The organism is Bacillus sp. 05T22, from assembly GCF_056396765.1.
The window spans coordinates 16,790-40,373 of sequence record NZ_JBFTMC010000027.1; the positions used below are offsets into that span (position 1 = coordinate 16,790).

Annotated in this window: 19 protein-coding genes and 5 pseudogenes; 9 read left to right on the top strand and 15 right to left on the bottom strand. The window is 35.6% G+C overall.

Features of this window, described 5'->3' with window-relative positions; translation table 11 throughout:
* Positions 1 to 14 precede the first annotated feature (14 nt).
* Positions 15 to 2,927, bottom strand: coding sequence for an ATP-binding protein (locus tag AC1DIT_RS11385; protein WP_016113621.1), 2,913 nt, complete (start codon positions 2,925 to 2,927; stop codon positions 15 to 17).
* Positions 2,924 to 4,165, bottom strand: coding sequence for a metallophosphoesterase family protein (locus AC1DIT_RS11390; protein WP_016132550.1), 1,242 nt, complete (start codon positions 4,163 to 4,165; stop codon positions 2,924 to 2,926). Before AC1DIT_RS11390 ends, AC1DIT_RS11385 begins: the two co-directional genes overlap by 4 nt.
* Before the next feature lie 138 nt (positions 4,166 to 4,303).
* Between AC1DIT_RS11390 and AC1DIT_RS11395 the strand changes: the two genes are divergently transcribed.
* Positions 4,304 to 4,489, top strand: coding sequence for a YhzD family protein (locus AC1DIT_RS11395; RefSeq protein WP_003195690.1), 186 nt, complete (start codon positions 4,304 to 4,306; stop codon positions 4,487 to 4,489).
* A 26-nt stretch (positions 4,490 to 4,515) separates the two neighbouring features.
* Here the strand turns inward: AC1DIT_RS11395 and AC1DIT_RS11400 are convergent, their stop codons facing one another.
* Positions 4,516 to 4,875: a hypothetical protein gene (locus tag AC1DIT_RS11400; RefSeq protein ID WP_016113619.1), complete on the bottom strand. Its 360-nt coding sequence runs from the start codon at positions 4,873 to 4,875 to the stop codon at positions 4,516 to 4,518.
* A gap of 156 nt (positions 4,876 to 5,031) precedes the next feature.
* Here AC1DIT_RS11400 and AC1DIT_RS11405 point away from each other — a divergent pair, with 156 nt between their 5' ends.
* A complete protein-coding gene (locus AC1DIT_RS11405) occupies positions 5,032 to 5,172 on the top strand; it encodes a YflJ family protein (RefSeq protein WP_016113618.1) in 141 nt (46 codons plus the stop codon).
* Between the two features lie 76 nt (positions 5,173 to 5,248).
* Positions 5,249 to 5,407, top strand: a pseudogene (locus tag AC1DIT_RS11410) (IS1595 family transposase); the annotation flags it as partial.
* Between the two features lie 10 nt (positions 5,408 to 5,417).
* Here the strand turns inward: AC1DIT_RS11410 and AC1DIT_RS11415 are convergent.
* On the bottom strand, positions 5,418 to 5,915 hold the full coding sequence (locus tag AC1DIT_RS11415; RefSeq protein WP_016113617.1) for a DinB family protein: 498 nt from the start codon (positions 5,913 to 5,915) through the stop codon (positions 5,418 to 5,420).
* Between the two features lie 226 nt (positions 5,916 to 6,141).
* On the bottom strand, positions 6,142 to 6,972 hold the full coding sequence (locus AC1DIT_RS11420; protein WP_077295565.1) for a MerR family transcriptional regulator: 831 nt from the start codon (positions 6,970 to 6,972) through the stop codon (positions 6,142 to 6,144).
* Positions 6,973 to 7,254: 282 nt separating this feature from the next.
* On the opposite strand from AC1DIT_RS11420, the gene AC1DIT_RS11425 reads away from it, so the two are divergent.
* Positions 7,255 to 7,884, top strand: a complete 630-nt coding sequence (locus AC1DIT_RS11425) for a GNAT family N-acetyltransferase (protein WP_016113615.1) — start codon at positions 7,255 to 7,257, stop codon at positions 7,882 to 7,884.
* Positions 7,885 to 8,921: 1,037 nt separating this feature from the next.
* On the opposite strand, the gene AC1DIT_RS11430 is transcribed toward AC1DIT_RS11425, so the two are convergent.
* The 3 genes and pseudogenes from AC1DIT_RS11430 to AC1DIT_RS11440 form a co-directional block, all read right to left on the bottom strand.
* A complete protein-coding gene (locus tag AC1DIT_RS11430; RefSeq protein WP_016113614.1) occupies positions 8,922 to 9,233 on the bottom strand; it encodes a heavy metal-binding domain-containing protein in 312 nt (103 codons plus the stop codon).
* Between the two features lie 278 nt (positions 9,234 to 9,511).
* Positions 9,512 to 10,312 carry an ABC transporter ATP-binding protein gene (locus AC1DIT_RS11435; protein WP_476998196.1) on the bottom strand — a complete coding sequence of 267 codons (801 nt, stop codon included), beginning with the start codon at positions 10,310 to 10,312 and terminating at the stop codon, positions 9,512 to 9,514.
* 183 nt (positions 10,313 to 10,495) lie between these two features.
* Positions 10,496 to 10,705, bottom strand: a pseudogene (locus AC1DIT_RS11440) (SPASM domain-containing protein); the annotation flags it as partial.
* A gap of 179 nt (positions 10,706 to 10,884) precedes the next feature.
* Here AC1DIT_RS11440 and AC1DIT_RS11445 point away from each other — a divergent pair.
* Complete coding sequence (locus AC1DIT_RS11445) at positions 10,885 to 11,625, top strand: GntR family transcriptional regulator (protein ID WP_016113611.1); 741 nt, start codon at positions 10,885 to 10,887, stop codon at positions 11,623 to 11,625.
* 251 nt (positions 11,626 to 11,876) lie between these two features.
* On the opposite strand, the pseudogene AC1DIT_RS11450 reads toward AC1DIT_RS11445, so the two are convergent.
* A pseudogene (locus AC1DIT_RS11450) lies at positions 11,877 to 12,075 on the bottom strand (IS5/IS1182 family transposase); the annotation flags it as partial.
* Between the two features lie 777 nt (positions 12,076 to 12,852).
* On the opposite strand from AC1DIT_RS11450, the gene AC1DIT_RS11455 reads away from it, so the two are divergent.
* Positions 12,853 to 14,241 (top strand): MFS transporter, encoded by a 1,389-nt coding sequence (locus tag AC1DIT_RS11455; RefSeq protein ID WP_476998197.1) that lies wholly within the window; start codon positions 12,853 to 12,855, stop codon positions 14,239 to 14,241.
* Positions 14,242 to 14,807: 566 nt separating this feature from the next.
* On the opposite strand, the pseudogene AC1DIT_RS11460 reads toward AC1DIT_RS11455, so the two are convergent.
* Both AC1DIT_RS11460 and dhaK read right to left on the bottom strand, forming a co-directional pair.
* Positions 14,808 to 14,976: pseudogene (locus AC1DIT_RS11460) on the bottom strand (ABC transporter permease); the annotation flags it as partial.
* 485 nt (positions 14,977 to 15,461) lie between these two features.
* Positions 15,462 to 17,213 carry a dihydroxyacetone kinase subunit DhaK gene (dhaK, locus tag AC1DIT_RS11465; RefSeq protein WP_016132549.1) on the bottom strand — a complete coding sequence of 584 codons (1,752 nt, stop codon included), beginning with the start codon at positions 17,211 to 17,213 and terminating at the stop codon, positions 15,462 to 15,464.
* A gap of 272 nt (positions 17,214 to 17,485) precedes the next feature.
* On the opposite strand from dhaK, the gene dhaS reads away from it, so the two are divergent.
* Both dhaS and dhaQ read left to right on the top strand, forming a co-directional pair.
* On the top strand, positions 17,486 to 18,058 hold the full coding sequence (gene dhaS, locus AC1DIT_RS11470) for a dihydroxyacetone kinase transcriptional activator DhaS (RefSeq protein WP_016113606.1): 573 nt from the start codon (positions 17,486 to 17,488) through the stop codon (positions 18,056 to 18,058).
* Positions 18,059 to 18,070: 12 nt separating this feature from the next.
* Positions 18,071 to 19,069 carry a DhaKLM operon coactivator DhaQ gene (gene dhaQ, locus AC1DIT_RS11475; RefSeq protein WP_016113605.1) on the top strand — a complete coding sequence of 333 codons (999 nt, stop codon included), beginning with the start codon at positions 18,071 to 18,073 and terminating at the stop codon, positions 19,067 to 19,069.
* A gap of 6 nt (positions 19,070 to 19,075) precedes the next feature.
* On the opposite strand, the gene AC1DIT_RS11480 is transcribed toward dhaQ, so the two are convergent.
* Both AC1DIT_RS11480 and AC1DIT_RS11485 read right to left on the bottom strand, forming a co-directional pair.
* Complete coding sequence (locus AC1DIT_RS11480) at positions 19,076 to 19,198, bottom strand: hypothetical protein (protein ID WP_003205188.1); 123 nt, start codon at positions 19,196 to 19,198, stop codon at positions 19,076 to 19,078.
* Positions 19,199 to 19,542: 344 nt separating this feature from the next.
* Positions 19,543 to 20,607, bottom strand: a complete 1,065-nt coding sequence (locus AC1DIT_RS11485) for a hypothetical protein (protein WP_016113604.1) — start codon at positions 20,605 to 20,607, stop codon at positions 19,543 to 19,545.
* Between the two features lie 381 nt (positions 20,608 to 20,988).
* On the opposite strand from AC1DIT_RS11485, the gene AC1DIT_RS11490 reads away from it, so the two are divergent.
* Positions 20,989 to 22,002: a PspC-like choline-binding domain-containing protein gene (locus AC1DIT_RS11490; RefSeq protein ID WP_016113603.1), complete on the top strand. Its 1,014-nt coding sequence runs from the start codon at positions 20,989 to 20,991 to the stop codon at positions 22,000 to 22,002.
* 79 nt (positions 22,003 to 22,081) lie between these two features.
* On the opposite strand, the pseudogene AC1DIT_RS11495 reads toward AC1DIT_RS11490, so the two are convergent.
* Positions 22,082 to 22,285: pseudogene (locus AC1DIT_RS11495) on the bottom strand (IS3 family transposase); the annotation flags it as partial.
* Between the two features lie 177 nt (positions 22,286 to 22,462).
* Positions 22,463 to 23,584, bottom strand: a 1,122-nt coding sequence (locus tag AC1DIT_RS11500) for an MDR family MFS transporter (RefSeq protein ID WP_476998198.1), incomplete at its 5' end; no start/stop codon positions are given.

Here is a 23,584-nt window from a genome sequence, read left to right on the forward strand (position 1 = left end):
TTTAGTATAGCACATTACACCTTATTTTCTTTACGCTCATGTGTTAATTTTATAATCTGTTTTTCCGCAAAGAATGATAATAGATGGGCATGACATGTAAAGAAAATCACTTGTCTATCCTTCGCAATTTCTTTTATTAACTGGGTTGTTCGTTTTGTTCGTAGTGCATCAAAATGCACAAAGCTGTCATCAATAATAAATGGATAATCATGCTCAAACGTCCGCGCTAACGCAAAGCGCAATGATAAATAGAGCTGTTCCGCTGTCGCTTGACTGAGTTCATGACTATAAAAACGAATACCATCACTCCGTTCTACAATAAACGGCTCTGTTTCTGATGGTGAAAAAATCTTACTATACTGACCACCTGTTAAATATACAAAATACTCCTCGGCCTTTTGTAAAATGCGCGGCAGCTGCACTTCATGATAGTATTGCTTCGTTTTTGTTAATACTGTTTTTGCCGCTGCATACGCCGCCCACTTCTTCACTTGCTCACGTACTTGAGACTTTTTCATTTCCCATTCATGGAGTAAATCACCGTACGTACTACCTTCTTCTAAGTTCGCAATTTCCACACGGTGCTCCGCAATGCGCTCGGTCAGTTCCTTCTCTTGCGAAAGGAATTTTTGTATATGAAGCGCTTCTTGCTTCAGTTTTCCTTCATACCCTTCCACTTGATAGTGTTCCGCTAATGATAAGCTCTTTAAACGTTTTTCTAACATGTCAATCTGAGGTGATAGCCGCTCTACTTGCTTCTCTGCATCTTCACGCTTTTCTGCTCGCTTGCCCGCTTCTAAAAACGTTTCTTCATCAGTAGCTGCTGCCACGTTCCATAGCGCATCTCTTTCTAATGTAAGTTGCTCTACTTGATGCTGTAATAGTGCTTGTTCTTCTTTCCAATCAGCTAGCTTCCCTAAAAGCTGCTCCCTCTTTTGTTTCTTTTCTTTTTCCTTTTGAATACGATTACTGATCATATGAAGATGATCAAAATCTGTATTTTCCATAACGTTTTCTAGTCTATGTTCAAACTGCGAAATCATTTCATATAATATTCCTTTTCGCTCCGCCAGCTTTCCTACCTCACGATATAACTGCTGCATCTTTTCAATGCGTTCAAATGCCGGCAATACATGTGCATATGTATAAAAAGTCGGGAAAGAATAACGCGCATTATATGTATCCACTTGCTCTCCCACATGAAACGTATCTCGCTCCCATTCTTCATATGCAGAAACACCTTTATCATAGGTTCTTTCAATTTGTTGTAATTTATAAGACTCTCGCTCAAATAATTTACGGATTTCTTCATCTTTTTCTAATTGATAACGAATGGATAGCGCCTCTTCATTTTGCCTTCCGCCTGCACTTTGCTGCAGCGAGAGCAGTTCTTCTTGTAAACCATCGGAAGAAGTATCTTTATACAAAACAAGTGCAAGTACAATTAGGACAAAGACGATAACACTCGTAAATAACAGCGCACGGTTATCTAAAAATACACTTGTCAGCAAAATCACTGTATTAATAGCTAACAAAAGGAAACAAACTTTCTGCCAACGCTTTTTCTTTTCCTGCGCATTTTTCATTCTTTCTTCATACTTACTGCTAGTACCTATAAAACCTGCACCGTGAAACGATTTTTCCTTTTCTACAAGTTTTTGTCGCTCTTCATCCGCTAACATCTGCTTTCGAATGTGCCCTACATTCTCTTCCTGTTCTTCTAATTGCTCCTGGGCCACTTTAAAGCGCTCATCAAGCTGCTCTTTCCGATTATCTAATTCTCTTGCCTTTTGCACAGTTTGCGTTATCATTTCTTTCGCTGCAAGGCTTGTATCAAATGAAAGCACACTTTCTTTCTCAAAAGTAGCACCAATTTGCTGCTCAAGCTCTTCTATCTCTTCTTTCATATTTCCAATACTTACTGTAATATCGCGCATTTCTTGACGTGCATTTTCATATGACATATGCTGCATACGAAGTTCTTCTACATAGCTATCCTTTTGCAAGAGCTCTTCTTGTACTTCTACCCCATCCACTTCCGTTTGCACCATTTCCATCCTTTTTTGGATGGAATCCAATTGCACCCCGAGCGGCTCGAGTTTTACTTTTATCATTTCATAACGTTCTACTCCTCGAACAGGAAACGGATTCTTCTGTTCTTCTAGCGCTTTTTCATATGCATGTTTTTCAATCACAAGAGGTTGCAATGCAGCCAATACTTCATAGTCTTGCTTACGCTTTTCTGCCATCTCTTTTTCATTCCGAATATGAGCAAGACGCCCTTCATTTTCTTTTAACTGCCCCATTAACTTTTCATACGTACCAATCTTCCCTTGCCACGCCCCAAGCTTTTCTTGGAGCTTCTTTATTTCTTGAAGTGACGTATTGATCTCAGGCTTACGACCATTTGGCTTAAAACGCTGCTCCATTTCTTTTTCTAACTTTTTATCTAACTGCAGCAGAGCATCGCTCCCAACTGCACTCGCCGAAAATAAATAATTTCCGATTTCAGCTTCTCCAATATGATGAATATTTTGAAGACCGTGCATATCAAACGAAAAGATAGAATCAAACAGGCTCTCATTCATCCCGCTCAGCACAGTCTGTAACACTTCTTCTCCAGCTGTTTTTCCATCTTCAAAGTAAACCGTTACTTCCCCGGCAGCCGTTTTCGGCAAGCGCTCGATTTTGAGTCTCCCATACTGCTCCGTCATAACAGTCACCCTACCGCCGTACTTTCCGCCTTCTTTCGGCTCATAACGCCTTTGTCCCCTTATTGGGAACCCAAACAAAATACTCTTCATAAACGAACGAATCGTTGATTTTCCTGCTTCATTTTCACCGTACAACACCGTCAGCAATGAAAGATCCATTTCCACATTTTCTAATTTTCCATAACCATAAATATGGAGTTTTTCAATTTTCATTTTTTATCCCTCTCTTGCTGGAATAGTTGCTCTAATATAATATTTTTCGCTTCCTTTTGAATCTCTGCTTTTTCCTCATCTGAAAAGGATTCAATCACGTTACGCGCAACAGGAGATGTCCAAATCGTCCTGAGCACCGCATCCATATTCGTAAATGATTCCAATTCTTGCAATACACTACCAACAAAATGATTCTCCTTTTTTAATCGCTGGATTTCTGCAAATGAAACCGTTTCATTCTTCCACTTCATCACATACACAAAATCTCTTCGTTCTTCTCCCGCTGCTAAAATATGAAAAATCTCTTCCACTCGTTTTTCATCACGCAAATAAGGAGATAATGGTCCTTGTCCGATGAATACAACTGTCAAAAGAGTTCCTTCCTCTTCCTGACGCCATTCATTCATCACTTCCGTACAAGCTATCATAAGGTCATCAACCGTTTGCAATTCATCAATGCTAATTTCCGTCTCTCCCCAAACTACATCCGCCGCACCGAAAAATGAACACACCGTTCCCTGCTCTGTTATCTCAACAAGATACGCCCCCTTCTCTCCTGTTTCCTTCCGGTGGCGTCCTTGTATATTGCCTGGATAAATGATATACGGCTCCTCTGCTAAAATCTCTCGCTTATGTATATGCCCAAGAGCCCAGTAATCAAATCCCTTTTCTTTTAACTCACGAATTTGAAACGGCGCATAGCGATTATGTTCCGCATCGCCTTCCACACTCCCGTGAAGCATGCCAATATGAAAAGGCGCATCGCTCATTTTTGCATACTGCGCCGTCATATTATCCGTTACAGCCTGCTGCAAATAACTAAACCCATAAATAGATGCAAGCAGTTCACCATCTTTATAAAACGGCTTTTCTTCTACATATGGCTCTGCAAACACATGAACATTTTCAGGAAACTCAATTGCTGCCCAGCTTCCCCCTAAATGATCGTGGTTACCATGAATGATATAAACCGGAATCTCATACTGCGAAAGGCGCTTCATCTGCTCCCTCACAAACACTTGCGCCCTAAGACTTCTCGTTTCCGCATCATATAAATCTCCTGCTAGTAATACAAAATCAACGCGCTCTTGAATTGCTTTATCGATAATACGCTCAAACGACTGAAACGTACTTTGCTTCATTCTCTCCCAAACAGATGACGGCACATTCATTTCCATCCCTTTAAACGGACTATCCAAATGCAAATCTGCCGCATGTATAAACTTTACTTGTTTCACAAATAAACGATCCTTTCTTTATCCGATAAAAGTTTCACTCTATTTTACCACGCTATGTCATATATTTCTTTGCATATTCTAGCGATTTATGACAAAATAGTTATAAGATTCTGATTTTAATTTTTGGAGGGAATTTTCATGGGAGTATACGTTCTAACAGTCTTTGAAAAAGATGGTTCAAAAATGCTAGACGAATCATTCGAGGCGGCAACAGAAGCAGAAGCGAAATCAAAAGGAGCATCCATTTTACAAGAAAAGGGATTGCATAAGCACACACATCGCTGCACATCTTCAGCGGGAAAACTCGTTTTATTCCAGCGCTAAAAAAAGAAGCGTCATCCGCTTCTTTTTCATTCTATATCTTCATCACACCACGTAAATACCACATCTAGAATCCGGTTACCAATACGCACGCGTCTGTTCCACTTTCCAGTTTGAATTTGGCGCTGCAATTCATCTTTCATCTTTTCCGTCCAGTCGTGAATGGTTCCATTCCCGTCGTACGGATATACGCTAGGAAACTCTTCCTGCAGAAGACTCAGGCTCTCTGCATCCAAATGAAAATGGAAATAGTAGTTAGCTGTAAGCGATGGCTCTTGCAATCGTAAAAACGGATCGTCAATTTGCTTTCTATTTCGGTAGAAAGTAAATATATTCACCTTTCCGCTCGTAATTTGGTCAATTTGAATTTCGTGCTTCTCTATAATCACGTCGTGCCCACCTCGTTATATACTACCCTTAGTATATATGTCTTTTGCACCAAAGTTAACCATTTTCAAACGAAATTCATTTCCTTCATCTATTTCCCGTACCTCCAAGTAACAATCAGAACACATAAAAAAACAAATTTGAAGGGGAGCGATTCTATGTATTTCGGTAGCAAAGGTTGGTATGTAAAAGAACTAAAAAAATTAGGTATCCGTACTTATGAAGGTAAAAAACTAGAATCCTATCGTACGCATGTGTTGGCTAGTTTGCTTGAGAGAATGAAGAAAGAGTCGGCTTAATACTAATACAAGAAAGAAGCAACGTTTGTTTTTGCGTTGCTTCTTTTTTATTTTTCATAAAGGCTGTTTTCGTATATATTGGAGACACAAAATCTTGAACGCATTAGGAAGTCTTGGTTTTAATCAATTACAAGGCATCATAGTGAGCGACGAAGCTTTCTTTCGATAATCTTTAAAAGGTCATCGTGAAATCGCTCATAGAAAAGACAAAAAACGTGGTGAGAAAGACAAAGAAACAACTTGAATTAGTCCAAATTGTTTTCCCTTAAGAAATGTATAATTTGTCCTTTGTGGTGGTTATCGTGGTCTGTAAATTCCTTAACAATATATATAAGTGAGTAAGGTGCTCCAGTATGTGGACAATGAGTTACACCATTTGCAGTTAATGACTTGCTTAACTTTTCGATTGGAAATTCGTTAAGTTCTTTTATAAGTAGTTCCCTTGTATTTTTTGCTTCTTCAAGAAGTTTTGACTGTGATATTCCTGATTTTGCATAGTCTGATGCCTTTTTATTATGTGTATCAAAATTTGGAAACTCCATTCCCTTTTCATTTTGTACAGATGGGAGGACTTCCTTTAATAGATGATTATCCCAATTCATAATATGGGCTATTATCTCACTTACAGACCACTTACCTTCGGCTATTGGTTTAGACCATAATGTATCATCAATTTCTTCTAAAGTGCTTAACCAAGATGAATCATGACTAAAATTGCTAATTATGTTTTTTACCTCACTCAATTTAATCCCTCTTTTCTAAATTAATTTAATATAATTATAACATTAAACTCACAATAAACAAACATATGTTCTTGTTGATGTTTTCAGTTATAAAACCAACAACCTTTGATAAAAAAAAGAAACCGATGATATGCATTTCGTTAGCAAAGGTTGGTACTTAAAGAAATTAGGTACCCGTTCCGATGCTTCGCCACATGACTTGGATAGTGATGTAGCAGTGTTTACCTTAGTTCTGTATAAACATCTGAATTTGACAACTATAGGATTCTGTATTAAAGAAATCATTAAGTAACTCCACTTCAATGAAACTGTTAACGTTTAACTTATTTTCTTTTACATAGTTAATGATCTTATTTCGACGTTCCTCTTCATTCTCTTTACTATAGGATAACGTTACATATTTTCCCTTTGGTAATATTTTTATATTTTCTTCTGCTTCTATATTAGAATCCCCTTGCAATCTACTAAAAACATACTTTGGTTCTACATTCCACTCTGTATTAACGTTATAGAAGATTCCTCTTTCCATTGACATTTTTCCTTCCTTCTCTTGAATGATTTTCTCTAAATCTGAATAGGAAAGTAACTCCTGTAAACTTCCTACTTCTTTACATGGCGCTACAATGACATACCGCTCTGCAAAGAACTGAGTAGATATCTCATCATTATTGACTATATCTTTAGAAGTCTCTACCTTCATATGTAAGCTATCAATGGTTTTGATGATTTCTTGCATTTTCTTTATGTTTTCTTCTGCTTCTTCTCTTTTTAATTGTAAAAATTGTAGTAATTGATCCGTATCACAGCCCTTAAAAATCTCTTGAAGTTCTACGATACTAGTCCCTAACTCTCGACAGCTTTTTATGATATCTATATGAATAAATTGATCTATAGAATAATATCTATAACCTGTTGTTTCATCAATATATCTTGGAATAAGTATCCCCATTTTGTGATAATATCGTAACGCTTTTATTGTAATGTCCTTTATTTTAGCAACTTCCCCAATCGAAAATAAATTTTTCACTATAATCACTTCCTTTATATTTTTTCTTATACCACCGTTGACTCTACCCTTAGAGGAGACTTTATTATCATAATAAGATATTTACAAGAAAATACTATATAAATCCATTTTAATTTCTCGACATCTAAATCCCTGCTACACAGAATAAAAAGTAACCTACGCTCGCTTGCTATTTCTGCTTTTACTTCGCATGTGGCAAAAATAGGCCCTGACCGCTTCTATGCATGGCCAGATGCTCTCGCCCACCTAAAAAGAAAGGTCTTTATGTCGTTTTTTTAATTGGAGTTTATATATAAAGAGGAGTTTATAAACATGTACCAAGTAATATATAGAAACCTAGTTAAAGAAGATTATGAAGCTGTTAAAATTTTAATTGGTGAAGCATTTGGTTTCAATGAATTTATCGAGGATAAAAAATTTTTAGATTCAGTATTAAACATGTACTTGCAAAGTTGTATTTTAGGAAGTTCATTTAACAAAGTAGCAGAAAAAGACAATAAGATTATCGGCGTTATTTTGGGCGATTCCAAAAAAGATAAAAATCGTTTAAAGAAAGCTCATAATACTCTAAGTCTTACCTATAGTATGCTTAAAGTATTCATGGCTAATAAGGAAAATAAAAAATTCATGAAAGAATTCGCAAAGGTTCAAGATGCATATAAAGAGCTTATCCAAGAAAAAGAAGATGATTTTCAAGGGTGTATACAGTTATTTATTGTATCAGGGGAATCAAGAGGCCTTGGAGTTGGTAAGGCGCTAATGAATCATTTGTATGATTATATGAACTGTATGAATGTAAAGTCTTTATATTTATATACAGATAACAGATGTAACTATGGATTTTATGACAGTCAACACTTTGAGCGTATCAATGAAAAAGAAATTTATCTTGATTCCATAAAAGCAAACCTTAATGTATTTTTATACTGTTATGAGTTTTAACGAATGGTAAAACCGTATCCCTTATTAACATGCCTTAAAGTTAATATAGTCATATGGACACAACTTAGTTAAAACCTTACAATATTGTGTCCGTATGACAACGCTTGTACCGAGTCATTTCACGCCATTTCACATAGATAGGTCATCCGTTTAGATCATGTTTATTTTATAAACGGGTAACGTCAGGAAAATGCGGATTTACAACGTTAAGGAAATCTCAATATAAAAAATCCCAATTAGTACTCAAATCATAAAACCCATATTTCGGAAATTTGCACACTAAGGAACCGACTTTTTAGATTAGCTTTTTTACTTGTTTGATACTTTCATCAACAAAAAGTAAAATCATCTATATAACAAGGGAATGCTTGTATATTGAATCTATACTGCATTCCCTTACTTCTCCATTGTTTACTTGTTGTTAAAATGAAACCATATCAACAACAATATATCTAGAAAATCAAAAGAATCTCTTCAGATCCTATGAAGAGATTCTTCTTTCATGTAATAAATATTATTTAAAGTAAAAAAACAGTATATGTAAAAAATAATAATGGTAAAAAGATAATATTTTATTTATAGTATTAGCCCCACCTACGCTAAATACCATGACAGCCACTCGTGCCATCCAACCCATTATCATTATAAAAGAAAACGCTTTCAATGTAAATGATTTCCTGATTATTTAGATCTAAAATATGCAATATTACATGAAAATACATATATATAATCTACTATAATTTACAGTGAAGTTTATAATATACTCCAACATGTGAGAATATACCAATTTAGTTATACCCCTAAACCAAAAAAGAGATCCTTTTATTTTTTAAGGACCTCTTTTTTTAATAAAATCCATATAAACGATCCATATAGAGGTACCGCCACATCCATCAACTTAAGAATATTTACTACCCATTATTGTTAAAAACGTTATTCTGTCTAGATTAGTAAGAAGGGATAACCACAAAAATCCCCTTAGAGTATGTCTACTCTAAGGGGATGATCCTATCATTTCATGAGATGCTTTTTTTATTTTATATACGTACAGCAGTACCACTTACAGCAACCATTAACATTCCGTCACGAACAACCTCGTAGTCTATATCAACGCCAACAATTGCGTTTGCTCCCTTTTGCTTCGCAAGTTGTTTCATTTCTTCCATTGCAATATCACGAGCTTCTTTTAATTTACTTTCATATGCACCAGCACGGCCACCTACAACATCACGCACAGAAGCGAATAAATCGCGGACGATATTGGCACCCATAATTGCTTCACCATTTACAATATCAACATACTCAATAATTTCTTTCCCTTGAATTCCAGACGTTGTTGTTACAATCATTACTGACACTCTCCTGCAATTTATAATTTTGATTAACATTTCTTATGTCTTTATTATTACATTAAAAAAGGTAATAAACTATCTGATAACCTTACAGAAAGGTGACAGTTTTGTAAGGGTTCATAAATAAAAAGAACAGAATCACTTTCATGGACTCTGCTCTAATCATTTTAGTTTATCCCGCATTAACGGACAGTAACAGCCCGATTCGTTCAACTAATAATCAGTGGGGGATGAAGAAAACCCCCACTGATTAAAGTTTCACTTTATTTTTCCTATTAAACACTCGCTCTATTTTTTCGAATCTCAATTGTGTATAAACTATAGAGGAGCACTCCTAGACCTAGCATTTTTTCATTCTTAGACGCATTGGAACCTAATGTAATAGTAGGCACATTTAATCCCATAAACCTTTCGCTCCATTCTATAGGCATATACCCTTGCTTACCGATTGCTAATGTACGTCCATCTGTTGTGCGGAGAGTACTTTGAATAAAATCAAACTCGACTTCTACATCGGACAACTTTGTGGCTTTATCAGTCATCAAGGAACCACGTATCATGGTAAATCCTTGTATCATCTTTTCCTTAAACATACCAATCTGGTTATAATTCGAATCATAGATTACCCAATCATACCCGTCCGCTTCAGTATGAAAATATGCAAGAATTTCCCCGGTACTCGTTTCTAATCCATAAACATCTTTATTATTTAAAAAAGGTATCACTGAAAAAAGAATGTTAGATGAAATGATCTTTGTTCCAGCAACATATTCCCCATCAGGATGATATAAACCAAATTGCTTGTTCCGTTTAGGTAATTCTAATACGACAAACGTATCAACATCCCAAAACGTTACATTACTTTTAACAGTATTCTTTTGTATCAAATTCCCTTTTCTTACCTGCCAAAATCCAATTCCGAAAAAGACAGAAGAAACAAKGACAATAAAGATAATCTGTCCCCAATTCACAAATCCCCAAGTCCCATATACACACCATAGCGCAAATAGAAAAATACCGGCTCCGATAAAGAGTTTAAACTTCCCTTTCCGCTTATAATAATCAAATAATTCCATTTCTGCATCTCTACCCCTTATTTGTATTTCCCAACTATTAATATATCAAAAACAACTTATATCCTCTAGAAAAAAATGGCTTCGTTGCAATACCGAAACCATCTTCTAAATATATAATTTTAAGGCCCTTTCTATAAAACTGCCCCTCGCATTACAATAGTTCATTCATTTTATTCCCGTACCTTCAGTAATATCCGAAAATAAAGCATCGGTAATATTTTCAGGATTGATAATATCCTCACCATCTAAACAACAAGGGATAACTGTTCCGTTTGCTAAAATACCCGCTTGATTTCGAAGGTCATAACAGAAGTCCTTCCCATCATCCTCTTCTTCATGTAACGCAAGCCACTGAAATTCGTAATCTTGATTAATGAAGATGTGGTCCGCAATATCGTTCATCTTCATTTTGAGTGACAAATACACCTAGTGCAAATTATAATGAATTTTTGAAAGCGTATTAATTTACGCGAAAAAGTAAGCTACAATAGAAAAAGAAAATAAACTACTATAAAACGAGAAGAAATAGAATTTATCGTCATGAATTTGAAAAACTATAGGGGTATAAGAAAATGAACAATAAACTTCATGAACTCAATAAACAAAAAAAACCACTATTCGTCATTGTGTATGACCAATTGTATAAATTAATCATGGATGGAACATTTCCTCTAGGCAGCCAACTTCCAACAGAACCCGAATTGGCCAAAATATTTGGTGTGAGCAGAATGACATTAAGACATGCTTTGGCACTTTTACAAGAAGATGGATTGGTTAAAAATATCCATGGAAAAGGAAATTTCATTACAAGATTTCATCATAATGAAAGTAGCGATGGCTTAGAGAAGCTGGGGAATCCCTTATATAAATGCTATACGGAAAAAATAGATGATATCGAACTTAATTTCCGAATTGACCTAGTAACGGACTATGCAATGCAAGTATTAAATCAACAGATGACTGCAGTGGTTGCGTTGGAACGCTGGTATAAAAATCACGATAAGATAGTAGCTTTTGCTTTTACTATGATGCCAATAGAAGCCGTTTCCAAATTGAACCTTGACTTACATAACGAGAAGCAAGTATTGGAAATGTTGGAGGAGAAAGTATATGAACTGGCTAACTCCTCTACCATTGAAATTAAACGTTCTAATTCCGCCAATACTCCGTCATTAAAATACCAAATTTTCCACGGGGAGGAATTTGATTTAATTTTAGAAAGTGTATATATCAGCGACAAATACCCTGTGGTTTATAATAAATACTATATACCAATAGAATTTAGTCAAATTAGGATTAAAGCATCTAAATAATCGAATGAACAATCCATTATCTCTTAGAAATTTCCATTCGTGGAGAGCTATAAGCGATAAAGTTCTATATTTAATTTAGAAGGAGCTGCCTCAAAGGTTCTTTTAAATGACTAAAACCCACGGAGAAAATAAATTTTCTCCGTGGGTTTTGTTGTTTTGGAAGTTTTGCCCTCAAACAAGTGCTTCTTTTAATTTCTCCAAATGCGGTATGAAACAACGTGTATCTGTCGGAATTTGGTGAAGAGAGTATCCTACAATAAACTGATTTTCTGTTCCTACTTGCACATTATATCCAGCTTTCAGTTGACCGTTTTTCATGTGGTCTTCTTTCATTCTCATAAACGTGGCATCTGGATCTGTCTTCGAGAAGCTATTACGATCACCGAAAGTCTCTTGATGTGACTCATATTTTTGTAGTCGTGGTAAATAGTCTTCTTTCAGTTTCTTATGTATTTTTCGTTTCTCTTGATACACTTTCTTTTTCTCTTTTTTTGCTCCCTTATCTTGTTCCTGTTCTACTTCCGTTTTCGCTTGTTCCACCTGTTTTTCTACTTGTTTTACCACTTGTGCTAATTGTTCAAAGGTGACCTTTCGAATAGGTTTTTCTGAACTCACTAGTAATCTATTTTTTGTTTGTGTGGTTACTTACAATTATAATGGGTGGGCGATTTTTTTGTAACAAAAAAGACAAATTCCAAAAGAAAGATGGGTTGTGAGCAAAGGAAAGGTATGATATCCTTTTCATTGTTCAGATGTATACAAGTTTTTAGACAACTATACAATATTGTATATCTCAAAGAGTCATCATGCATCGTCATGAAAGCGTAATCAAAAGGTAAGATGTTTTTGGTGTTCATGAAAATGCTTCCTTGTAAGCATCATAAGAAGGAAAGGCATGATATCCTTTTCAATATTCGGGTGCATACAAGTTTTTAAATAACCAGACAATATTATATAGTTCAAGGAGTTATTATGCATCACCATGAAAGCGCAATCAAAAGGTAAGATGTTTTTGGTTGTTCATGAAAACGGTTCCTTTTTAAACCCCATAAGAAGGAACGAACAAAAATCGGTACAACTGTACACAAGGAAGCCTCGCATATGAAACAAAAGGTGTAGAAATTACTGAAACCATCCTTTACAAAAGGATCAATTGGTAGTTAAAGGCCAGACAATCATGACTCAGGAAGAAAATTCCCTGAATAACAAGAAAAGAGGAATATAGCTATGTCTACAATCAATGAAGGTGTGAGCATGAAGAAAACTCAGGAATATAGTGCTAAGAAAGCAGTACCCGTTACCTTACTGTTATTTCTATTATGTTTGGTAATTGACAATTCGTTTAAGATTATTTCTGTTGACATGGCAAAGGATTTTCACATTTCAGTGACAACAGTTAGCTGGCAAGCAACCCTAGCTGGCCTTGTAATTGGAATTGGGGCAGTGGTTTACGCAGCTTTAGCGGATTCCGTTAGTATCAGAAAACTTTTTAGCATTGGTATTATTTTAATATGTGTCGGTTCAGCCATGGGGTATATTTTTCAACACTCGTTTTTACTAGTTGTTATCTCACGAATTATCCAAACTGCCGGTTTAGCATCAGCTGAAACCTTATATGTGATATTTGTAACAAAACATTTACCTGCAAATGAACAAAAGAAATTTTTAGGATTAAGTACAAGCAGTTTTGCTCTTTCACAGCTTATCGGTGCATTAACTGGAGGTTATGTTTCAACATATTTCCATTGGACAACTCTATTTTTACTTTCTTTAGTAACACTTTTCACTCTTCCTTTTATTTTAAAGTATCTTCCTAAGGAAGAAGCGAAAAACAGTAATGTAGATGTATTAGGATTATTTCTAGTTGGAATCATTTCAGCATCCCTACTACTATATATTTCAGATTTCAATTGGATGTACCTTCTCTTGTTTATTGTTGCAATAGCCTTGTTCCTTACTTATATCAGTAAGAACTCAAAAGCGTTTATCGGAATCTCATTCTTTCAAAATAAACAGTTTATCTCATTGCTTGGCGTTGCTTTTGTAATTTACTCTGTACAGTTAGCATACATTTTCTTATTCCCATTCTTGCTTGAAAAGATTTATGGTTTACAGCTAGATACCATTTCCCTACTATTGATTCCAGGCTATATAGCAGCTACTATAGTCGGAGCTCTTTCTGGAAAAGTTGCAAAAGTTATGGGAAGCAAGCAATGTATTACACTCGCTATGTCTAGCATTATCGTCAGCTTACTATTAGGCGGATTCTTTATAAACACTTCTGTTGTTGTATTCGTAATATCTATGGTTCTATTCTCTAGTTCATTTGCATTCATGTATGCACCATTACTTGATTCTTGCATTTGTACAATTGAGAAAGAAAAAACAGGAACAGCAATCGGATTTTATAATTTAACACTTAATGTCGCGATGTCAATCGGAATTGCCTACACAGCGGCAATGATGGACCATTCCGCAATGCGAAAAAGCTTCATAGGGATTACAAGTAATGTGGATGCTTCCATGTTTAGTAATATCCTATTCATCCTCGTACTCGTTACCCYTTTCAGTTTATCTCTGTACTGGGTATTAGTAGGACGAAAAGCGACAAAATAGCTTTATAAAGGTTCTGTTGCAAAGTTACCCAAAACATAGAGAATCTAGGGTTGCATCGTTAAATGGTTATGCAACAATTCCTGTAATTCGTTATACACCGAAAAGGCGGAGTCTATTTGAAGACTTCGCCTTTGTTTGTATAGGGCATGAATGGTTTCAATGCCTTTTATTGTACGAGAATCATGCCGGAGAGTTTGAAATCCCGATGACCTAGCAAGAGGAAGTTTTGCTATGTTTGAACCCCAAATGAACTAGGAGTACCCGTTATCTGTTGATAATGTTTTTCCTTCTGAATTCATTGTTACTCGCTCCTTCTACCATTTTGCTTTTCCCATTTTTAAACGATTCAAACAAACCACTTTCTCTTACACCTTGTAGAGATAGATTACCGTTTCCTTGTAACATACTAGACATAGGATTATCTTCTGCGGATCCAGATGGTTCGATATACTGGAATCCATCAGCAGTTCCACCAGATGCCAAAAGATAATTATAATTTTTAACATACTTTGATTTGGCTAATTTTTCTGTAAGAGGAGTAAATTCATCCTCTTTTCCACTATTCATTAGGCCCATAAAATCAGGAGATAATTCAACATCAGCCCCTAATTTTTTTCTTGCAGCATCAGTTGCTTTTTGAGATGCATGCTGGATTGTGAATCCTGCCAGCACTAAATTTGTAACAATCAAAAAGATTACCACCAAAATGAATGATGTTTCTTTTCGTTTTTTCATACTGAGAATTGCTCGTTTTATCCCGCATTAACGGGCAGTAAGACCCCCACCTCAAAATTCAGCGAAAGCAAAGAAGTTAGGTGGGGGATCAACTGCCCGTAAAAGCCCGATTCGTTCAACTAATAATCAGTGGGGGATGAAGAAAACCCCCACTGATTAAAGTTTCACTTTATAAAATTCATTTTTTCTAACCTCCTTGATAGCTTTTATTCTATATACGCTATCTGGAGTCTGTATGGAGATATTCAGTAGTTTATCTAGAGGGATACGGAGTTTATATGTAGTTATTCATGTATATATTTCTAACGGGTTCTGTTGGAGAAGAAATTACAAAACGTTTAGTTTGAATGAGACAATATAAAAACAAAAAAGGTACCTGCTGCTTCATAAGGTACCTTTTTTATCGGACTTTTCCTCTTTCTTATTTTCCTTCTATTCACCTACACAATTGAGAGTTTCCAGTATCCAGAAACACCAAACTGCCATTATTTTAGGCTGCGAGAAAGCTCCGTAAATATAATCCCTAATGCAAAGGCACCAGCATCAGGATAACCTAAGCTTCTTTCACCAACCGTACCAGCGCGGCCCATTCGAGCGACGATTTCTTTTGTATATTCTGCTCCCTTAACGGCAGCCTCTGCTCCTTTTTCAAAAGCAGTCTTAAAGTCCACGCCAGCTGCAGCACTTTCTGACCAAGAATTGACACAAGGTACAAGCGCATCTACAAGCGTCTTATCGCCTACTTCTGCTCCTCTTCCGAAAGAGCGCTCACCGATAGACTGTATACCATGAAGTGCAGCTTGCAACATTTCAGCAAACTCTCCAACTGTTAATTCCATTTTCCCTTCCATCGCCTTACCTGCAGCTCGGAAAGCTCCACCCCAAATTGGACCAGAAGCTCCTCCGCAATGTTCCATAATCACCATAGAGCACGAATCAAGGAAAGTCCCTATATTTAAACGTTCTTGATCTAAAATCGAGCTCCATTCACGCTTTAATTGTTTAAATCCTTTCGCAACGCTCATTCCAAAATCACCATCACCTGCATGCGTATCCAATTCGCAGAATGGCACTTCGTTCTTAATAATAACTTCGCTCATTTTATCTATAAGATAAATCATATTATTTAATGTGATTACCTCATTTTTAATGATCGCATGTTCTTCCGCTGTTTCCGTCTCAAAGAAAACAGGCTTCTCTTCTTCGTGCTCCGCAATATCAACGTATTCTACACTCTCAATTGGTCCATCTACTTTAAACGCAGGTGTATTACATTCTTTCGATAGCAATGTCTTCAGCTCATCGTCTAGTTTCATCACTGTTAGAGAAATTCCAGCCATATCGATACTCGTCATATAATTACCGACAAACGTTCTATTGATTCGTATATTTCTTTTACTTAACTCTCTCGTAACTGCATTGTTAAACAGATACAGTTCTTGAAGCGGTGTACCGCCAAATCCATTTACTAGAACAGCAATTTCAGCATCTTCATCTAGTTCTAAATCTTTCACAAGGTCATTTGTCATGCGTAAAGCCAATTCGTCTGCAGTCGCAATTTTTTCACGTTTTCTGCCTGGCTCTCCATGAATGCCAACGCCATATTCCATTTCATCTTCACCTAATTTGAAAGTAGGTGATCCACTCGCCGGAACCGTGCAGGAAGTTAATGCGAGACCAATTGTTCGAACATTTGCCGCTGCTTTTTCCGCTACAGCTTTCACCTGCATCAAATCCATACCTTCTTCCGCTGCTGCACCGGCTATTTTATGTACCAACACAACTCCTGCAACACCGCGGCGCCCTACTGTATAAAGACTATCTTCTACCGCAATATCATCATCTACGCGGACATATTCTACTTGAATGCCATCCTCCGTAGCTAAGTGCGCACCATTTTTAAAGTTCATGATATCTCCACTGTAATTCTTAATAATTAGTAGCGTACCTTTTTTACTAGCTGTTGCCTTAATTGCCTGATATACCTGTATTTGCGTGGGAGAAGCAAATACGTCTCCGCATACCGCAGCATCCAGCATTCCTTTTCCTACTAACCCCGCATGTGCCGGTTCATGTCCACTACCGCCACCGCTGATTAAAGTTACCTTATTTTCGTTCATTTCTTTTTTCTTAATGACCTTATACTTTTTTAATAACTCGAGTTCCGGATGAGCCATAACCATCCCATTGCACATCTCCATAACGAGAGTTTCAGGTTTATTTATAATTTTTTTCATTTGTTATTCCTCCTCTATAAGTTTTGTTACATGCTTCGCAAACCAATTCGTATCCACACTTCCATAATTTTATTAATTCATAGGAAATTCCTGCCACGGTACATTCTCTTCTGAATTATGATATATTTGAAAGCGCATTCTTATTAACTATAGTAAAATGAAAGCGTTTTATGGTAAACGGACAAAATGAACGATTTGTCTAAAGACACCCACTTCATTTATAGGTAGGATGTTAATTATTAAAAACGAATAAAGCTGTAGGGATGATTATAATGACCTCTTCTATCATTTCAAAAAAAATCATAGCCAACTCATTAAAAAAATTAATGGAAACTGAACCTTTCCATAAAATATCCGTGAGTGACATTATGTTAAATTGTCAGATGCGCAGGCAAACTTTTTATTATCACTTTAAAGATAAATTTGAATTGTTAAGTTGGATTTATAAAGAAGAAACAAAAGAGAATATTATAGACTTTCTTGATTATGAAAAATGGGAAAATATTTTCGACCTATTATTTGATTACTTTTACCAAAACCAATGCTTCTACCGAAATGCATTTAAAGTAATCGAGCAAAATTCATTTAATTATTATCTCTTTGAACATACGAAAAACTTATATCTCAAAATCATCGATGAACTATTAATTGGCTGTAAATTAGCAATTTCTGCGGTGAAAAAAGATACACTGGCCTCTTTTTATAGCCACGGATTTGTTGGGACAATAAAAGATTGGATTGAGAATCATTGCGCTATTGATCCGTCTATCATGTCTTCGATGATGAAAAATATGATAAACAACCAATTAGTCCTTTTACTAAAGCAATCAGCAAACAAATCATAAGGTGGAAAAACAATGAAAAAAATTATGAATGATGTTCAAAATATTGTTCAAGATATGTTATATGGTTTTTATTTTGAACATAACGATAGAATATCTTATAACCGAGAACACAACATCATTTATCAGAAAGACCTTGCCGAAATTGGGCAAGATGTTTCCATTATAAGTGGCGGCGGTAGCGGGCATGAACCAGCTGATGTTGGTTATGTCGGAAAAGGCATGCTTTCAGCGGCAGTCAATGGAGAAATTTTCACCCCTCCTACACCAGAACAATTATTAGCGGCTATTCGCTTAGTACCCAAAGAGAAGGGCGTCCTATTAATCATTAAAAACTTTCAAGCTGACGTGGAAAGCTTTTTAACTGCTGAATCTTTAGCAAAAGAAGAAGGAAGACTTGTTGATCATGTAATTGTGAATGACGATGTTTCCATTGAAGATGATGCTTCCTTTAATAAAAGAAGACGAGGAGTAGCTGGTACGGTTTTCGTTCATAAAATACTCGGAGCAGCCGCACTTGAGGGCTATTCATTACAACAATTAACAGGCATCGGCCATTCTGTTATTCGGAATCTGCATACATTAGGAGTTGCGCTCTCTCCAGCAACCGACCCTATCCAAGGAAAGGCTTCTTTTACCTTACAAGACAATGAAGTCTTTTACGGAGTCGGCATCCATGGAGAGAAAGGATACCGAAAAGAAGTATTATCTTCTTCTGAAAAATTGGCAATCGAGCTTATGAATAAGCTCAAAAGTATTTACCGCTGGAAAAAAGGTGATAAGTTTGCCATCTTGATTAATGGATTAGGTGCTACTCCATTAATGGAACAGTATATCTTCGCAAATGATATTCGCCGTTTGTGTGAGCTTGAAGGATTAGATATTCGATTTGTCAAAGTCGGAACCCATCTAACCTCCTTAGACATGCAAGGCACTTCATTAAGCTTACTTAAAATAGAAGATCCTCTTTGGGAAAAATGGTTAAAAGCGGATGTTGAGGTGGCTAGCTGGTAGTTTCAATTAGCTTGAAAAGGTGTTTTCCATATGTGAAAACACCTTTATATTGTTTAGAATCCTTTGCTCTTCTTTAAATTGTAGTGCCCATTCTGGTGTATGCTCCTCAATAACAACTTGCTTATCCATAGTTCTGTCTCCTTACTCGTTTTTTGCTTGAATATAACACCAACTTAAGATACATAAAACTATTAGATCCCGTATATACATGAAGCCTACATAACATTTCATTATCAAAATTTCAAATTAACTTTCTGGTCTAAAACTTTATTTTAATAAAAATTCTTTTTCCTAAATAAACACTAATTTTGCCCATAGAAAAATCCCCTTCATAGTAAACAGATTAATGTGCTTTCTTTTTACTGTCTACAATAAGGGGATCATATCATCGTACCACCTTCTTTTTTATATCACTCTTTAATCCCCGCTATTCGTGGGCAGTAAGTCCCCCACTGACGGACTCTTTCTTTCGTTTAATAATATTTCAGTTCACTCTCCGGTGTTTGTACAATCACAGGACTTTTAGCAGGATTTAACCATCTTAAAACAGAAAGAACATTTTCCCGAGATGTTGCTGTGCAACCGTATGTATACATATCTGAAATATGGAAGAAAATCGCCGAGCCAGCTCCAACTATTCGTTCTGTATTATAGTTAATCACAAACCCATAATCATATTGAGGAATATTCATATTTTCGGCACTGCTCCAACGGCCATTTGCTGGTTTTTGCTGCCACGTGTTATATAAAGATGAATTAGAATCATCCACCCAAACATCATTTGATGTAATTTGTCGATATGGTAGTTTTGTTCCTGGATTACCGTAGCGACCAAAAGCTGTTCCAATTGTATATTTACCGCGCGGAGAACTTTTTCCTCCTTCTGCCATTGTATAAGCAAATCCATTACGTCCAATATATCCTTGCATAGCAGCATACACTGGATACCATTTATTATTTCGCTTCTCGAATGTTTGAATTTCTGCCTTACTAGTTCCATAATCATTTGCCGTCACAAGAATAAGCTGTTGATTTTCTCCTATTGTATATAAATAGTCAGCATCATTGCTTGCAACCCATACACCGCTATTCTCAAAGTAATACAATGCCCCGCCTATTTTATTCCAACCAATCTCCATTCCACCATTGCTATTCATATAAAACCAATTCATTCCGTCAAAATACCAATCTGTTTTCATTACGCCATTACTCTCAAAGTAATACCATGTTCCCTGAACCTTTTTCCATCCTGTCTCCATTCCACCATTGCTATTCATATAAAACCAATTCGTTCCATCAAAATACCAATCTGTTTTCATTACGCCATTACTCTCAAAGTAATACCACGTTCCTTGAATCTTTTTCCATCCGCTTGCCGGCACATTATTCACATAGTAATACCAATTGTTTTGTTCAAACACCCAGCCATCTTTTACGATAATTTGCTGATTTCCACCTGTATTTACTCCTGCAAAACTTTGTATAGGTGCTATTAATAAGCTTCCTGCTACACATATTGATGCAATCATTCGCTTCATTACATTTCTCCTCTTTTTCTTTACAGAATATACACTTACATTTTTAAAATATCTAACAAAAAAATTTTCTAGCATCCTATGAAAAATGCTAGAGAATCAAAACCACATTGCTAATTTTTACGAATTTCTTCCTTCTATAATAGAATGGAAAAGAAACAGCTAGCAAGAAGGATTTTAAAACTCCTTTGCATACTAATGATAATAGTGATTTTATTCCTTATTAACAGATAATAAGGAATAAGACCCTTACAGAAAGAAATGATTCTGATACTTTCGTAACATCTTTGTAACACATTCGTAATAAAAGTATTGAATTTGTTTTATTATTCAGATATATTAGTAGTAGAGAAAGGCATTTTTCTAAAAAAGGAGCAGATTATTATGAAAAAACAAATCGTTAGTATGTTATTTGTTGCAGGTATATTGTTTAGCGGAATACAACCTCATGTTTATGCAGAAACAAATAAACAGTCTACTCCAATAACGGGTTGGGTACAAAAACAACATGCATGGTATTACTACATAAATGGAAAAATGGAAACAGGATGGGTAAACACAAATAACAATTGGTATTTCCTTGAAAAAAATGGTGTCATGAAAACTGGATGGTATCAAGAAGGACCACATTGGTATTTTTTAAATAAAGATGGCGCTATGCACACTGGATGGCTAAACCAAGATGAAAAGTGGTACTTCTTCAATAAAAACGGTGCTATGCAGTATGGATGGGTTTCCGACAGTGGGAAATCGTATTTTCTTGGAAAAAATGGTGTCATGAAAACTGGATGGCATCAAAGCTCACCATATGAATGGTACTACTTAAATAAAGATGGCGCTATGCACACTGGATGGGTTCTTGATCAAAACAAATGGTACTTTTTAAATGCAAAGGGTATTATGCAAACGGGTTGGGTACTCGACCAAAACAAATGGTACTTCCTTGATAAAAGCGGTGCAATGAAAACTGGATGGTTTGTCGACGATCGATTACAATGGTACTATCTCGATAAAGACGGTGCATGGAATCCTGATGCAAAACCAACTTCTATTCTATACAACGTTCAAGGAACATGGTCAGAACAAGAACTACCGACGAAACCACCGTATATCGGCCCAGCTTTCACAATGATGAAGATTAGTCCTATTTCTGAAAACGAAGCAGTTGTCGGTGTATCTTCTTATTCCGATAACGCTGAAGATATAGCATATATAGACGGTACTGTAACATTCAAAAATAATAAAGCAACTTTAATTTTTGATCAATTTGGTAAAAAAGGGCAAATTGATATTGAAATCTTAGATGACAAAGCATTGTTAAATATTAAACTTCTAAGAAGTTCGGATGAGTGGAACTTAATTCAAGGGAAACATACATTGCCTATTTATAGAAGATAAGATTTCATAAAAAAGAGGAGAACCAATATATGAACTGTACCCTATAAAATGGACAGTTTAATAAAAAGACCTTTAAAAATTAAGCACTTAAAAGATGGTTCCGGTATTGTACCGGAACCATCTTTTTGAGAGGCCATTGATAACGATCATAATTATAATCTTGTATATAATTCTCGATTACTAGTTGAAGAGATTGAAACGTTTGACAACACTTATAGTCTAATTCATCTTTCATATGACCAAAAAAGGATTCCATTGAGGCATTATCTAGACAGTTTCCTCGGTTTTCTTTCACAGCTTTTATTTTAAAATCAGAACAATAGATAATAGAACGTTCCTATACCTTCACGACATTTTCATTCTTCTCTAGTTGTTCATTTGTATTTCATTAAAAATAATTTTACTCATTTCCCGTACCTCACTTTATCATTGTTTCCATTATAACTATTAAAGTATTATATTATGATGACATTTTCTTCAATATTTCTTTAGACTGAATATCTTTTCTAATAAACAATCCAGTGTATAAGAGGAATGTGCCAATTATCACAATGATTCCAATGTAAACGGACATTATCGTAGGAATCAAGAAAGCACCAACAATAATGGTAATTCTTGCAATCAGGTCAGCACCAATATCTGATAGACCTGCAAAAGCTGAATAAGATCCTCTTTTATCAGCCGGGATCATATTAGCTTGTTCTGCATTTCTGACAGGCGAGTAGACAAGTTCACCAACAGTAGCTATAAAATTAAAAATAATAAGTACGTACCAAGTGTTTGCAGATGTTACTGTTACATATCCTACACCATAGAGAACCAGACCTAAGAGTAACGCCTTCTTTCCACTTAAACGATCTGTAAATTTATTCACAATAAACGTCAAACATACCACTAAAAGCATATTCTGTATGTTAAGAATACTCAGCATCCTTACTCCTACTATTTCAAAGTTCCCAACGTTTATTGTATTAAATGTTTCTGAAAGTCGTATACCTATATAGCTATTTAAAGAGAACTCTGCCGCAAATATGCATGTAGATCCTATTACAACTTTTAAAAATGCTACATCTTGAATAGCAATTTTATAGTTTTGGATTAGATCCAATACTATATTTTCATGTTTTGGTTCTAAGAAATTATTAAATTCAGCAACTAACCGCAATTTATAGATAATTGGTAGTGTAGCAGAAACCAAAGTTAGTAATATAAATAACTCTTTTTGGTGATTCATGTATAAAAAACCACCTAATGCAGCACCAATTGCCATCGAAAGATTCATAAGCCAATAGTCAATTGTATAAACAGCCTTTCGATTTTCTGGTGTAGTTGAATCTATTATTATAGCGTGCATGGATGGACGACCAAGACTACTAGATATTACAAAACCTACATAAGCAATTGCAAATAACCAAATCAACTTATCTGTAGGATATAAACTTAAGGTCATTAATAAAAACATTACAGCACTAGAAGAAGAAGTTAACAATAAAACTTTCTTCCGTTGAAAACGATCTGAAATGTAACCTCCAATTAAACTTGAAAAAAAACTTAAAATAACAGTCGAGATTAAAAATAACCC

Coding starts and splice junctions, on each gene's coding strand:
- AC1DIT_RS11385 (WP_016113621.1), bottom strand. CDS start 2,927: ATGAAAATTGAAAAACTCCATATTTATGGTTATGGAAAATTAGAAAAT.
- AC1DIT_RS11395 (WP_003195690.1), top strand. CDS start 4,304: ATGGGAGTATACGTTCTAACAGTCTTTGAAAAAGATGGTTCAAAAATG.
- AC1DIT_RS11405 (WP_016113618.1), top strand. CDS start 5,032: ATGTATTTCGGTAGCAAAGGTTGGTATGTAAAAGAACTAAAAAAATTA.
- AC1DIT_RS11425 (WP_016113615.1), top strand. CDS start 7,255: ATGTACCAAGTAATATATAGAAACCTAGTTAAAGAAGATTATGAAGCT.
- AC1DIT_RS11430 (WP_016113614.1), bottom strand. CDS start 9,233: ATGATTGTAACAACAACGTCTGGAATTCAAGGGAAAGAAATTATTGAG.
- AC1DIT_RS11445 (WP_016113611.1), top strand. CDS start 10,885: ATGAACAATAAACTTCATGAACTCAATAAACAAAAAAAACCACTATTC.
- dhaK (WP_016132549.1), bottom strand. CDS start 17,213: ATGAAAAAAATTATAAATAAACCTGAAACTCTCGTTATGGAGATGTGC.
- dhaS (WP_016113606.1), top strand. CDS start 17,486: ATGACCTCTTCTATCATTTCAAAAAAAATCATAGCCAACTCATTAAAA.
- dhaQ (WP_016113605.1), top strand. CDS start 18,071: ATGAAAAAAATTATGAATGATGTTCAAAATATTGTTCAAGATATGTTA.
- AC1DIT_RS11480 (WP_003205188.1), bottom strand. CDS start 19,198: ATGGATAAGCAAGTTGTTATTGAGGAGCATACACCAGAATGGGCACTA.
- AC1DIT_RS11485 (WP_016113604.1), bottom strand. CDS start 20,607: ATGAAGCGAATGATTGCATCAATATGTGTAGCAGGAAGCTTATTAATA.
- AC1DIT_RS11490 (WP_016113603.1), top strand. CDS start 20,989: ATGAAAAAACAAATCGTTAGTATGTTATTTGTTGCAGGTATATTGTTT.